Origin of the sequence: Pseudoalteromonas luteoviolacea (genome assembly GCF_018100925.1) — a bacterium.
GTDB classification, from domain to species: domain Bacteria; phylum Pseudomonadota; class Gammaproteobacteria; order Enterobacterales; family Alteromonadaceae; genus Pseudoalteromonas; species Pseudoalteromonas obscura.
Genome location: NZ_JAGJEH010000006.1, coordinates 231,202 through 245,677, shown reverse-complemented (window position 1 = coordinate 245,677; position 14,476 = coordinate 231,202). Strand labels below are relative to the sequence as shown.

General features: G+C 42.8%; 11 protein-coding genes. 1 reads left to right on the top strand and 10 read right to left on the bottom strand.

Annotated elements, in window-relative coordinates; all coding sequences use genetic code 11:
• Positions 1–34: 34 nt before the first annotated feature.
• From J8M00_RS14680 to J8M00_RS14670, 3 genes are all read right to left on the bottom strand, one after another.
• A complete protein-coding gene (locus J8M00_RS14680; RefSeq protein ID WP_211011255.1) occupies positions 35–4,561 on the bottom strand; it encodes an alpha-2-macroglobulin family protein in 4,527 nt (1,508 codons plus the stop codon).
• 300 nt (positions 4,562–4,861) lie between these two features.
• Complete coding sequence (locus tag J8M00_RS14675; RefSeq protein ID WP_247687391.1) at positions 4,862–5,737, bottom strand: AraC family transcriptional regulator; 876 nt, start codon at positions 5,735–5,737, stop codon at positions 4,862–4,864.
• Between the two features lie 140 nt (positions 5,738–5,877).
• Positions 5,878–6,930: an alpha/beta hydrolase-fold protein gene (locus tag J8M00_RS14670; protein WP_211011254.1), complete on the bottom strand. Its 1,053-nt coding sequence runs from the start codon at positions 6,928–6,930 to the stop codon at positions 5,878–5,880.
• Between the two features lie 88 nt (positions 6,931–7,018).
• Here J8M00_RS14670 and J8M00_RS14665 point away from each other — a divergent pair, with 88 nt between their 5' ends.
• Positions 7,019–7,909, top strand: coding sequence for a LysR family transcriptional regulator (locus tag J8M00_RS14665; protein WP_211011253.1), 891 nt, complete (start codon positions 7,019–7,021; stop codon positions 7,907–7,909).
• A 1-nt stretch (position 7,910) separates the two neighbouring features.
• Here the strand turns inward: J8M00_RS14665 and yacG are convergent, their stop codons facing one another.
• The 7 genes from yacG to nadC all read right to left on the bottom strand — a co-directional run bounded on the left by yacG (position 7,911) and on the right by nadC (position 14,420).
• Positions 7,911–8,150: a DNA gyrase inhibitor YacG gene (gene yacG, locus J8M00_RS14660; protein ID WP_023399712.1), complete on the bottom strand. Its 240-nt coding sequence runs from the start codon at positions 8,148–8,150 to the stop codon at positions 7,911–7,913.
• 79 nt (positions 8,151–8,229) lie between these two features.
• Complete coding sequence (gene pilB / locus J8M00_RS14655; RefSeq protein ID WP_211011252.1) at positions 8,230–9,906, bottom strand: type IV-A pilus assembly ATPase PilB; 1,677 nt, start codon at positions 9,904–9,906, stop codon at positions 8,230–8,232.
• Between the two features lie 128 nt (positions 9,907–10,034).
• On the bottom strand, positions 10,035–10,640 hold the full coding sequence (gene coaE / locus J8M00_RS14650; protein ID WP_211011251.1) for a dephospho-CoA kinase: 606 nt from the start codon (positions 10,638–10,640) through the stop codon (positions 10,035–10,037).
• A gap of 1 nt (position 10,641) precedes the next feature.
• Complete coding sequence (locus J8M00_RS14645; RefSeq protein WP_211011250.1) at positions 10,642–11,526, bottom strand: prepilin peptidase; 885 nt, start codon at positions 11,524–11,526, stop codon at positions 10,642–10,644.
• A 34-nt stretch (positions 11,527–11,560) separates the two neighbouring features.
• On the bottom strand, positions 11,561–12,796 hold the full coding sequence (locus tag J8M00_RS14640; protein WP_211011248.1) for a type II secretion system F family protein: 1,236 nt from the start codon (positions 12,794–12,796) through the stop codon (positions 11,561–11,563).
• 75 nt (positions 12,797–12,871) lie between these two features.
• The gene (locus J8M00_RS14635) at positions 12,872–13,327 is read right to left on the bottom strand and encodes a pilin (RefSeq protein WP_211011246.1); all 456 of its coding nucleotides are present in this window, start codon (positions 13,325–13,327) and stop codon (positions 12,872–12,874) included.
• A gap of 253 nt (positions 13,328–13,580) precedes the next feature.
• A complete protein-coding gene (gene nadC / locus J8M00_RS14630) occupies positions 13,581–14,420 on the bottom strand; it encodes a carboxylating nicotinate-nucleotide diphosphorylase (protein ID WP_211011245.1) in 840 nt (279 codons plus the stop codon).
• Positions 14,421–14,476: the final 56 nt, after the last annotated feature.

The following is a 14,476-nucleotide window of genomic DNA, read 5'->3' as shown; positions in this document are numbered from 1 at the left end:
TGGCAGGCGTAAAGCCCCATCAGGAGCTTTTTAGTTACCGTTCGATTGTGATTGTAGAAGGAAACTGTGTGTACAACACATGTTTTTGAGGTCGATACATAGACTCCATAAAGCTTGCTGGATTTGCATAGACTCCCGGTACCTCCGCACGCAATAAATAAGCAAATTGCTGTCTTGGGGTTGCATCATTAAAGCGAGAATATGATCTGGGCTTAAGATCTGTCACTGCAACATATCTATCGCTGCGGTATTCTTGGTGCTCTACATCGCTTAAAATAACGCCTTTAGGAAGCAGGTTTTGAATGTCTAAATCTTGTAAAAGAGCTGGATTTTCGAGTACGAACCCCGCTGGGATTTGATCGACAATCATGGCGTCATGGATCCGCTCTTTGGTCTCGACATCTAGGATGACCAGTATGCGTTCACCGACCTTGATAGGTGCTTTATAATTTAGAGGTTCACCATTTAAATTAAACCAGCGCCTCACAAAATGTTTCATTTTAACTGTGTTAAATGGATTGATTTTGTTTGCGACGGAGCTATCAAATTCGACATAGCCAGTATGTAGCTGTTGAATATAAAGTGGTGAATCAGTGTTGTTTTTCAAATGCAAGTCTGGCGTGAGTGGGTGTTCCAATACGCCGTGGTGAGTGATTGATTGACCATTGATAGTCACGTTTAGAGGCGCTTGATTTTGGCTACTTGCGGATACAGCGCTTCGCAATAAGGCGGCACGTTCTTGTGTGCTCAACCAGGTTTTATTTGCCGCCAGTTCTGGTAGCTGCTCGACGAGCCTATTGGCAATTTTTTGTGCCTTAGAATTTAGGCCTCGTAGTTTTTTTATATCGTTTAAGGTGTTAACAACCAGCGCTATATCGCGGATATTACTGCCATAATCGTAGATGTAGTCTTCGACCCTAGTTTGACTATCAAACTGGTTGAGCAGTTTTGATGCTTGTGCAATGGCTCCGGTATTAGCCAGTGCAGCAACAAATTGGATCAAGCTTAACTGGGTCGGATAAGTGGTGATGTCTAAGGCCTCTAGATCACTGTAGCTGAGCTTACCTAAACGACTTGAAAAATAAGCTGCATAGGTCGTAGCGGCGATAGCGGCTTCTGGGCTAAATGTGAGTACGTCGACAAAGTCACCTCTGGCATAGCGCAGCACGCGATACTGGGCTTCTTGCAACATATCTGATGGTACCAGTTCAGGGTATTGTTGATGTACTTGGGTAAGAAAGTCAGTTACATAGACGGTGAGCCAAGGAGACTCTTTGCCGTAACTTCCCCAAGTGGCAAATCCCCCAGTGGTTTTTTGCATAGTCTTTAATCGGCCCACCGCCATGCTTAGGTATTCTTTATTGGTCTCGAGTTGAGCATCTTGGCGTAAAGCTGAGTGTTGGAACTTGTCCAACTGTGGGTGTTGTAGTGTAAATGGCCAAGCTTTACTTGTGGTCTGCTCGGCGCAACCATAGGGGTATGCGTGCAGCCCCGACGCAAATTGGGCAATGTTTAGGATTGGAGAATGGCTGATCAGAAGCTTACCTTCTTTCCCTGCGATAACTTTAAGCCCACGCCATTGTGTATTATCAACTGTTATGGATTGCTTAGGGTCGAGCTGGCTGTTTACTGTATTGGTTGCCCAAGGTTCAATGTAGTTGATGGGTACTCGCCAGCTGCGTTCAAGGTCGAGGTTTTCGCCCGTGACTTTAAGCGTAAACGTCGTAATGCCAGACGTGTTGTTATCTAATGTATTCACTGACGTACTCACACTCCAATGTTGACCATCATTGAGTGCAACTGTGTGTTCAGCCTGATCTGTCAGTTCAACAGTGTTATCGGCACTCAATTTGACTGTTAACGCTTGGCTTTGACCACTTAAATTATGAATATCTAGTGTGACGGAAGAGGTATCTCCAGGGATCAAAAAGCGCGGTACACTGAGTTCTGCAACAAGGGGCATACGGATAATCTGATCTTGTATCAGTTGACCAACTTGATGTTCGTTGAATGCGGTGACAATGATCTGTGCTTCACCATTGTAGTCCGGTAATGTAAGTTCTACCGATGCTTTACCGGCATGTAGCTGAACAGGTTGAGACATCAATTGGATGGTTTTGCTTTCTACTAAGTCATCATTGCGGTTAGTATTATTGTCGACACTGTCACTACCAAATCGTGATTGTGCAAATGGGTTTGGACGCGGATCATATTGACGAGAATACAGGTCTACAATATCTCCACTGTAACGTCGTTGAGCGAAAAAGTAGTCAAATGGGCTTTTGGGTTTAAAGCGACTAAGGTTCACTATCCCTTTGTCGACCATAGATACAGTCACCCAGGTTTCTTGATCAGCCATCACCCCTGTTGCTTTTATAGGAATTTGAATCGTTTGTAGTGGTTCAATTTGCTCAGGTAGAGTGGCTGATAATTGGATTTTTCTCTTGCTTCTATCCAGTGAAATTGGCATGACACCTAAATAGCGTTTCGGTGCACCTTGTTGCTGTCCAAATACACTGGCTGTGATATATAAATCGTGGCGAGCGAGATTTTTCTCGATAGGAATGTTGATATGCGATTGTCCTTTTTTTACTGGTACTTTTTTGGACCAAAGGACACGATCGGATTCAAGAGTAACCAACAGCTGACCATTTATGGGGGAGGTCAAAGTTACCTGCGCCTGCTCTCCTGCTCTGTAGGCGTGTTTATCTAGAGAAAGCTGTAAATGTTCAGGTTTAACCGCTGGTTGGCCATAGCCACGGTACCAGCCTGCATAAAATTCATAGTGTGTTTTTGCTCCACTACTTAGATCTGTGGCTTCTAGACGATAATTCCCCCAGCTTACGGGCAACTCTATACGCATTGTATCGGCGGTTAAATCAATGACACTTTGATGATCTTTACGCCATCGATCTTGTTTTTTTTGTTGCCAGCCTATGCCGTCTTCATACATCCAGTAGTATCGACCCTGATCATAATAGAGCTCAAGTTTTACACTGCCACTGGACAGCGTTTGTCCGTCAGCAGACAAAAGAGCCACTTCGAAAGCAGCATCGGAGTTGTATTCAATCGTTTTAGTGAGTGGCTTTAAGCCGGGGATCGTATTGTTCTTCCAACTTGTGAAATAGACTGAGCGCTGCACGGCGGCGCCACCTGACTCTTGTAGTGCAAAATACACTTGTGTTTTAACGGGGCTTTTTATCTTGCTTGCATTTGGTGTTGCAACTTTTACTTGTGCATCACCTTGCTCAGATAGTTGTTTGTCCTTCAGGTATTTAAAATTGTTGTACAAGTAAAAATCTTGGCCGACAATGAAGTCTTTATAGGGGCCTAAGAAGTGTCTTACTGGCTGGTGGAGGATATGTGTGGTGAAAGTATTGCCAGCAGCAGGACTGCCAAATAAGTATTTACCTGAGAGGTCGACGCTATTTTCTTCACCCGAAATGACAAAGTTAGCCGCAGGTTCGGCCTTCAAGTCCATGCGCTCAGGTACAAATTCCTCGAGTTGAAAATTAAATTCTGCGATTGTTTGCTCCGCACTAGGGTCTAGCTTTACACCCACGGTATAGCGCCCAGTAGGCCAATCTTTGGCGGTTTTGAGTGATTTACTAAAATAGCCGCCTGCATATGAGTGTAATGTCTCTTTGACAACCTCTTCCTGGCGCGGATTTTTTACCGACAGGGTGAGAGCATCGGTATCTATAGTATGTCCATCAAAATCACGCAGTAATATATTAAGAGGGAGGGTATCGCCTGGCCTGACTAAGTCTCTATTACTGTAGATAAACGCTTCAATATCTTGATATAAACGACCTCCTAATTGATATGCTGAGAGGTCGAGCGGCGTTTCCCTAATTGGAAGCAATGCTATTTGCGGGGGATGGCCTGCTTGCTCTAGTTCAGCAATAACGATGTCGCTTTGTTCTAATGCCACAAAAAAATCAATGTTACCTTGTGTGTTTGTATGTCCTTGACGTACTAGTTCATGATTGCGATAGATACTGACTTTCGCATTGGCTACACTAGCCCCGTTTTGCAATCGGCTAATGGTAAAGGTTGCAGCATTTTTTTGTATTCTTGCTTGGATCCCTAACTCAGTCAGCAGCATGTGCTTGACTTGCAGCTCATCAAATTGCCCAGCCGCTTTAAGTGTGACTATGTACCAACCAGATGCAAGGTGAGCCGGAATAGGTAGTTTTGCTGAATGAACGGCATCTGAGACTTTGTTTGGCAGTGTATACCTGTCTGCAAAAACGCTTTCGTAGCTATAACTTAACCTGTCAAGTGAGCTTGGATAGATTGAACCGTTTAAATAATGGCGCTGCAAAAAGTCATGAGGACTGGTCAATCGTAGGATTTCAATGTCCACTTCGGTGGTATTTTTATAGCTAATTGGAATAGCTTGGTCTACCCCTTTGGGTACGAGTGGTCCGGAACCGACAATGGCCACTTGGGGTGTTTGCTGTTTTGTATTGTTTGCATTTGCAAAATTGTGCCAGCCAACTGAGAGCAACAATATCGATAAAAATGCACAGTACGTTCTCACGCTCCATGTGTTCATTATTTTCCCCTAATAATACTGATTTTAAATAAGTTTAAGTCACTTATCATGAATATAGTGTGATTATCTTACTTCTTGCCTATCAGCGCAAAGGCTTAATATCAATTTGACAAGTTGGAGAACGAGGACTGAATAGTCTTGGCACAGGCATGTGCCTTTTGTCACTACGTGACGCTAGATTTTAGTGTTTAACTTGAGCAGATTGCGGCGCAAAAATACTGGTGTCCGTGCCTATAAAATTAAGTAATGGTTTTTAATTAGCCACCATATATAGTGGCTAATTAAGTGTGTGTGTACTAACTATTTAACTAAAAAGTTGATACGAGTTAGTAAGTCTTTAGGCGCTGTATTCTTAAGATCATTTAGATACTCTTCAAAGGGAGGAAAGTCAGCAAGCTCGAATTGACTTTGTGGTAGCCACTGACCGTACAGCCAGTTGTATGGCTTTTCAAGTTCAGCATAATCGCCTTTAAATAAAATGCTTACGGTGTCCCCTGCTGGGATAGTTAACAACTCAAAGTCGTGCTGCGGCGGCAATTTACTTTTATCAATGGTAATGCAGGCCATAGACTTGAGTTTATCTTGAGGCACAGATTCTGGATCATCGAAGTAAATTCCAAAAAAACGTGTGGTGTCATCAATCAGCGCAGATTTACCAGCCATCAATGATAATTTTTCAAATGCCTGACCAATTTGCATATAGTCGCCGTGGTGGTTGAGGCCAATTAATTCGATGGTGGAAATCGATTGTTGCTCTACTGGATACATGGTGTGGTACTCCTTGGTTGACTTAGGATAAAGCGCAGTGACAGAAGAGGCTGATTCAGCACGTTGTTGGCGATACTGATTCGGTGTTTCTCCATAATGTTTCGTGAAAGCTCGGTTAAATGCTTCAACGCTGCCATAGCAGACCTTTTTAGCTATTTGCTGCTGGCTTAAGTCACTGCGGATCAAATAAGTCGCCGCTTTCAACATGCGCATTCTTCTTACTGTGACATTAATTGTCTCCCCGGCATATTCACGATAAATACGATGAAAATGGTACGCTGACATACAGGCAATATCAGCCAAGGTGTTCACGTCTAATTCGGACTGTGCATGCTCGTATAGGTGATCAATGACGCGCAGCAGTCGGCCTTCATAGTAATTTTGTGTGCTCAGCTTATGTTTCATCATTTCGCTACTCAATTCGGGTTTGTCTAGTAGTACGCCTAGTTGATTGTGACGACAAGGCTAAAGTAGCGCAAGGTGGATTGATAATGTTTGCGAATTTTGAATTGGAGAAAAGGGGCCTGTGATGTGGCCCTTTATTGAAACTACAGACGTTCATTAAAAAACGGTAGCATATGATGTTCTAAGCGTGCTAGTGCTTGGTCGCTGTGGCCGCCAGAGAATACATCAAATGTAATGGGAACTTTATTGGCTTGTGCTTTTTGCTTAAGAGCAAGTACGCCCTCTGAAATCCAAATATAGTCATCTTTGTCGCCGACATCTATACGCACCGAACTAAGTTGCGCTACCACTGATGGCGTCGAGTACAGGTCAATAAGCTCGCCAAACCCTCTGTACCATAGAGGTTTCTGTGCAGGATCGATACTATAGTGCACGCCAAAAGGTTGTTCTGCATTGCCTGCAAAAGCACCTGCATAGGCCATGAGGTAGGCGCTATAACTATTTGCTTGGCCATTGTTCCAAATTTCACGACCTTGAAATGAAGCAAACTCTGCTTTCATAACCGCTTGAGGGTCTTTAGCTGTTGCCAATTCTTTCTTAAACGCTTGATAGCGTTTAATGGCGTCTTTAGAGGTTAAATATGATTTCGCCATGCCTTTCTCATCGAACATGCCTGGGCTTAGCGCATAAACATGGCCAAATAGTTGTGGGTTTTTAGCTGCAAACCTTAAAGCGCCAGTTCCACCCATCGAAAAGCCCGCAATCCCCCGGTGTTTTGCCGAAGCTTTCGTACGATACTTGCTGTCTATCCAAGGCAGTACCTCCTTGATCACGTAGTCGCTAAAATTACCATGAACCGCAGAGTTGACATAAAAGCTGCCTCTTAGTGGTGTATTACCTTCCAACATAACAATGATCATTTCCATATTTCGACCATTTTTTTTATGGTTATCGAGCATGGTTTCAATGTGTTGGCTGTATTTTATTGGCCAGCTATAAGCGCCCAACAAATACAATACCGGGTACCTTTTGTTGCTTTGCTGATAACCTTCAGGTAGGTAGATATGGATATCTCGAGTACTTTGAGTACCAATCAAACTGTTTTCAAGTGCTTTCGAGTGAAAAGGCTGTTTGACGATTTGTGCGTGCAGTTGACTACTTGCTAAAACAAGCAATAAAAAGATTATATTTTTCATGATGATGACTCCTGCTGATAAAGCTTGCAGTTAACTTACAATGTGCCTAAATTAATAACAAATATAAAAATAGATTGATTTATATGTAATGAATATAAATTGGATGGATATTAAAAAGCTAAATTATGTAGTGACAGTTGCGCAGGAACTGAGCTTTAGCAGAGCGGCACAGAAACTCCATATGTCTCAGCCGCCATTGAGTCAGCAAATCCGCCAAATAGAGCAGTATTTAGGTACGCCACTATTTGAACGCTCCACACGCTCAGTCAGTTTAACGGCTTTTGGTGCATTATTTGTGAGTAAAGCCCAGCGGGTTCTAGCTGCGCATAATGATTTGGGGGAGTGCGTAAAAAGTTTTCAAAATGGCGTCCAACAGCCTATCAAGTTGGGTTGTATTGGATTGGCATTTGAAGCATTAATGGCGAAGAAGATGGCGGTTTTGTCTGAGTGTTCGCCAAAACTTGATTTAGTTTTGGAGGAAGGGAGCAGTGCAGAATTGGTGACGCGGTGCCAGTCAGGGCAATTGCACGGCGCAATTATTCGTCTCTTTGCTCCCGATTTACCCGCAGAAAATATTCATTACCTGTGCAGTGAACGATATGTTTTTGCTTGTCCGAAACAGTGGCATTTGGAGCGTTCGAGCTCATCAATAAAGGCATTGTCTGGCAAGCCGTTTATTCACTATCCAAAGGCATTGCAACCTAAACTGTATGAAGCAATAGAGGAGGTTTTTCATCAAGCTAATGCAACAATGAATGTAGTACAAGAAGTTAAAACCAAATCGACCACACTATCTTTAGTTGCAGCTGGTCTAGGCTTTGCGATTGTACCGCAATCAATGATGAACAAATACCAATCACAGGTAGATTTTATTGCTATTAAGGAGCACCTGCCAAGTGTAGATTACTATTTGTATTGCCAAGATTGGCAAGCGCATGATCAAATTAAAAACTTATATCAATTACTGAGCGAACCATAAGTTATTTGAAGAAATCATCGTCATTTTTAGCCAGCATGGCTTCAATGTCTTCAATGAGTGCTTGCGGGTCTGGTTGAGCGAGATCTGTGCTTTGCACTGGGCTCGAGATTTTATTGTTTTCTTCTGACCACTCACCTAAATCTATAAGCTGACAACGCTTTGAACAAAATGGACGGTGTGGGCTTTGCGCCGACCAGATCACCTCTTTTTGACAGGTTGGGCATTGGACAGCTGTTGGCATAGTAATTACTCATATTGTAGTGGAGCGGTATAGTTTACTGCTTTGAAGTAAACTATACCAGCATCGCAAAGAAACTCGATTAGTAGTTTGTGACGCGATTGATTTCAGCTAAAGAGGTGACACCGGATGCGGCTTTTTTGAGGCCTGACTTTCGTAAATTATCAAATCCAAGCTGATCAGCTAATTCGGCAATTTCTAGAGAGTTGGCACCAGCCATTATCTTATGTGACATTTCAGGGGTTATTTTGACGACTTCATAAACCCCAACTCGACCTTTGTAGCCGTCAGTGCAGTGGTCGCAGCCTTTTGGAGAAAATAAAGTAAGCTCTTTTATCTGTGTGTCGTTGAAACCTTGTCGACGCAGCTCTTCCTCTGGTAGTTGTTCTGGCTCTTTGCACTTAGGGCACAACCTTCTCGCTAACCGCTGTGCAATGATCAAGCTAACTGAGCTGGCAACATTGTATGCAGGCACGCCCATATTGAGTAGTCGGGTAAGTGTTTCAGGGGCTGAATTGGTATGCAATGTACTCATTACCAAGTGGCCTGTTTGTGCCGCTTTTATTGAAATTTCTGCGGTTTCTAAATCACGGATCTCACCAACCATGACAACATCCGGATCTTGTCTTAAAAATGCTTTTAGTGCATTGGCAAAAGTCATATCGGCTTTCGTGTTTATCTGTACTTGGTTGATCCCTTCAAGGTTAATTTCTACCGGATCTTCTGCTGTACTGATGTTTCTCTCTGGCTTATTTAAAATATTAAGACCAGTATAAAGCGACACGGTTTTACCAGAGCCTGTTGGGCCCGTGACTAATATCATCCCTTGTGGCTGCTCTAGTGCATTTAAGTACAGATCTTTTTGTTCCGGTTCATAACCCAATACATCGATGCCCAATTTGGCGGCAGATGAATCGAGTATACGCATTACTATCTTCTCTCCCCACATAGTTGGGAGGGTGCTCACACGAAAATCGATACTTTTACGTTCAGAGATTTTAAGCTTAATGCGACCATCTTGTGGTTTTCGCTTCTCGGCAATATCGAGGTGCGACATAACTTTGATACGTGCCGAGAGGCGGCTTGCCAATGTGTTAGGTGGGCTGGCCATTTCATGCAAAATACCATCAATACGAAAACGCACTCGGTATTTCTTTTCATACGGTTCAAAGTGTAAATCAGAGGCGCCTTTTTTTATCGCGTCCATCAATATTTTATTGATGTATACGATGATAGGGGCATCATCTTTTTCCTCATCTTGCTGCTGAGTTTGAGGTTCATCTTCAACGTCTAAGCTCGCAAACTCTTTAAACTCATCCTCACTGAGAGAGAGTCCTGAACTTGAGTCAAAGAGCTGGTCAATCTTCTGTTCAAGCAGTTTGTGATCGACGACTACGATTTCGCATTGAAGGCCGGTGCTAAACTCGAAATTTTCGAATGCGCCATAATCAGTGGGATCAGATGTTGCGATAAATAACTTGCGATCTTTTTTCACCAGTGGCAGCAGATAATGCTGACGAATTAACTTTTCTTTGATCAGATCTTTGGGCACATTGGCGACATCAAAGCCATTGAGATCAAAATAAGGTACACGAAATAAGTCGAGACATTGTTCCGCTAACTCTTGACCAGACATACCGCTACATAAGCAAATGAGCTCAGCAGTAGTGGTCGCATCAGTTTGCTTCGCCTTAATTTGATCTGGCGTAACCCTACCTAAGGTAATGAATTTTCTCAGTAATGGAGAGTGATGTTCCATAATGTCCTTTAATACTTCAACAGCTTACATTAATGTAGCAAATAAACAGTAAACCTGCTCAGCCTTAGCTAAGCTAGTCTATATCTAATCATTCTAAAGAATCATATAAAATTCAAGAAATAAAGCGTTTAAATGGCCTTGCTCGCATCTAAAAATTTTTTGTGCAAGTGGTCCAATTCTGCATGTACATCTACTAAAGACCGATTATTATCGACAATATAGTCTGCTTTTTGGCACTTATCTTCTCGGCTCATCTGCGCGGCAATGATATTTTTAACTTGCTCTTGAGGTACGTTGTCCCGATTGCATGTGCGGGCAATTTGCACGTCTAGTGGCACGTCTATCAAGAGAGTTTTTTGACAGTAACGCTCTAAACCATTTTCGAACAGAAGCGGGGCACAGAGAATACAGTAGGGGCTTGTTGCTTGCGCGAGCTGCGTCAAGATTTGCGCTCTTATTATTGGATGCAATAGGGCATTGAGCCAAGCTTTGTGTTCTTTATTATCAAAAATAATACTTCGTAGTTTCGTTCTATCAAGCGTCCCGTCCGCTGATAAAATATCGTCTCCAAAATGAGCGACAATGCTGTTTAGCCCTTGTGTGCCAGGCATTACGACTTCTCGGGCAACGATATCGGCATCTACAATATCTATGTTGAGGCTTTGAAAGTAGTTTGTTGCTGCTGATTTTCCCGCACCGATGCCACCAGTCAGACCCAGTATCCAAGATGACATGTTACACCCCTAATAAATTCAAATACCAATTTTTCAGCGCATCACCATAAAACAAACATAACCAACCCGCGATGGCTAAATATGGACCAAATGGAATAGGTGTCGCTTTGTCTTTACCTTGTATGCTTAGCTGAGCACTGCCGATCACAGCGCCAACGACACTCGACAATAATATTATGGTGATAAGCGCTTGCCAGCCAAGTAGCGCGCCAAAAATCGCTAATAGCTTGAAATCGCCATAGCCCATACCTTCTTTCCCAGTCAGTAACTTAAACAACCAGTAAATACTCCATAGGATCAAGTATCCGATGGCTGCACCCCACAAGGCTTCAACGGTGGGGATGGTATATCCTGCTGCCGAGGATAAAAGTGCCAACCATAACATGGGCTGGGTGATTTGATCTGGAAGCAGCATTTTATCTATATCGATAAAAATGAGCGCAACTAGCCCCCAAGTTATTAAAATATAAAGCAAGGCGATTGAAGTCGCGCCAAAATGCCAGGCCACCCATAAAGAACTCATTGCAGTGAGCATTTCTATACTAGGGTATCTGACAGAGATTTTGCTGTCACAGTATGCACAACGCCCTTTGAGCATAAGCCAACTCAAGACTGGAATATTGTGGTGTGCTTTGATTTGTGTTTTGCAGCTAGGGCATGTGGAGCGTGGTGTTATCAGGTTGAATTTACTTGTGTTAGTTGTGGCAGTGTCAGGGCTCTGTTGGCCGAGAATAACTTTACACTCTGATTTCCATTCGTTTTCCATCATTACAGGAAGACGGTAAATGACGACATTTAAAAAGCTGCCGATACAGGCGCTGATTAAGCCAACCGATAACATAAAAAACCAAGGTTGTTGCTGCATTAAATGCCAAACATCTTGCATAGGGTGCTCTTATTATTGTTGAATTTATCGTCCGTTAAATCACGGAACCGAGTTGGAATATAGGCAGATACATAGCCACGATTAAGCCGCCAACCAAAACGCCCAAAATAGCCATGATCAGAGGCTCTAACAAGGTCGATAGGCCATCTACTGCATCGTCAACTTCTTGCTCGTAGATACTCGCGACTTTGCCAAGCATACTATCTAAAGCGCCAGATTCTTCACCAATCGCGACCATTTGGACGACCATATCAGGGAATATTTTTGAATTGCGCATGGCCCAGTTCATTTGGTTACCTGAGCTTACTTCGCCTTTGATATCTAATATCGCATTTTTGTAAATTACATTACCCGCGGCACCAGCTGCAGAATCAAGGGCATCCACTAACGGTACACCTGCTGCAAAGGTGGTTGAAAGTGTTCGGGCATATCTGGCAACGGCTGCTTTTCTGAGTATTTCACCAATTACCGGCAGTCTTAAAATAAGCCGATCATTTGCATGTTTAACATTTTGATTGCGGATCAGCATTTCTTTATATGTGTACAATCCGCCTCCGATGGAGAGCAGTATTATCCACCAAAACTCTTGCATAAACTCAGAAATAGCGATCACTAGTTTGGTAAATGCTGGTAATTCAGCGCCAAAGCCTGCAAAGATATCTTCAAATTGCGGGACGACAAAAATAAGTAATATTGACGTCACAATGAGTGCAACTGTAATGACGGCAATGGGATAAAACATGGCTTTTTTAATTTTCGATTTGAGTGCTTCGGCTTTTTCTTTATACAAAGCGACTCGGTCAAAAATTCTATCTAGTGCGCCAGACTGTTCGCCGGACTCAATTAGGTCGCAATATAAGTCATCGAAATAGCGAGGGTGCGCGCGTAGACTTTTAGCTAAAGGTTGCCCTGCTTTAACTTCATCTGCAATGGCGCCTATGAGCTTGCTGACACTTTTATTTTTTGCACCAGAGGCAATCATGTCGAGTGATTGGACAAGTGACACACCAGCGGTGAGCATGGTTGCTATTTGTCTGGTGACAATTGAAATGTCTTTTGCGGTGATTTTTTGGACGCTTTTAAAACCAAATAGAGGCTTTGGTTTACGCTTGACTTTTGAAGGGGTGATACCTTGCTTTCGCAATTGAGCTTTTACTAACGCAACACTGGTGCCAGTCATTTCACCTTCGAGTTTTTTCCCTCGTGCACTGACGCCAACCCACACAAAAGTGTCTACTTTATTTGAACTGTCTTTAGAAGAGAGAGCCATAGAGTCTTTTCACATAAAAGGAACTGGCATTGCCAGTTCCTTTTTAAGTTAGTCGGTGTTAATTAACTTAATCTATTAAGTTGTTTTCTTAGTACAAGTGCTTGGGATCCAGTTGTCTTGTCCCGTACCAACTGTCATTTCACATTTCCACTTAACGATATTAACACCAGCAGCTGAAGCACCTAAAGTAATAGCTGCACCTTGATCATTCAGAGGAGTCAACGTCATAACCATGCCATTTAGGGCGCCAGCACCTGTTACAGTGATCAAGCCTTCATCACTTGCTGTCATTGCTGACACATAATCGGTCGCTACGAAGCCAGTGATACAGCCAGTTGCTTTAGAACCAAGCTGCGCTTTTTCTTCAATACACGCCTTAGGCATACTTGCCAATGAGAACATTTCAGATGTTCTAGCGCGGTTAACATAGTCAGTGTAAGCAGGAAGTGCTACTGCTGCCAAAATACCGATGATTGCAATCACAATCATTAATTCGATAAGGGTAAAACCACCCTGTCGTTGTTGCGTCATGATGTGTCTCCTAAGGGATGTTAGACCCGGTGGCAGTTGATACTTACACCAGGATTTATTAAATTATCGTAATGGCGCTGTCTATTAATGTTTAAATTTACACTAATAGCCAACTGCAGTATGTAACACGTTTAACCGTAAAGAATTAATCTAAATCATTAATTTAATTCTTTTTTATTAAATATGCTTTGTAAATAAATGTCAACGAAATAAATGAATATTTAGTTACATTTTTATTACACGGAAAACTACATTATTCAAATCGCATTGATAAATCTATGCTGCGTACGTGTTTAGTTAACGCACCGCTTGAAATGTAATCGACGCCCGCTTGTGCATACTGTGCCAGAATGTCTAATGTCATATTACCCGAGACTTCGAGCTTAGCTCTACCTGAGGTTAGTCTAACGGCGTTTTGAATGTCTTCAACGGTAAAATTGTCCAGCATGATGATGTCACTGCCCGCAAGCAACGCTTGTTCTAGCTCATCTAAATTCTCAACTTCCACTTCGACAGGCTTGTCTGGGTGAGTACTTTTTGCTTGTTTAACCGCTTTGTCGATCCCGCCGCACGCAGCAATGTGGTTTTCCTTAATCAGGAAGGCGTCAAATAAGCCAATGCGGTGGTTTTTACCACCACCACAAGTCACCGCATACTTTTGCAGTGCTCTCAAGCCAGGAATGGTTTTTCGTGTGTCTAGTAATTGCGTGTTACTGCCATCCAGTGCTTGAACATAGTGTGCAGTTGTTGTTGCTGTACCGGAAAGTGTTTGAACAAAATTCAGAGCGGTTCTTTCTGCGGTTAGGATTGCTCGTGCCGAACCCTTAGCAGTAAAAATACGTGCGTTGGCGCTGAGCTTGTCTCCATCGTTGGCTAATACTGTCACTTCAACACTAGGGTCTACTTGTCTAAAGACCTCTAAGATTAAATCTTTGCCACAAAATACACAGTCTTCACGTGTAATAACATACGCGTTCGCCTGTTGTTGCTCCGGGATCAGGGCTGCGGTGATATCACCTTGTGCAGCGGATTGATGGTTAAGGTCTTCATCGAGTGCAAGTTTTACAAGTTGCGAAATAAGTTCAGGTTGCATAGGTGAATCATCATTGTTTTTTATACTGTAAATTCTACTGTGATTAGTGCAATGAA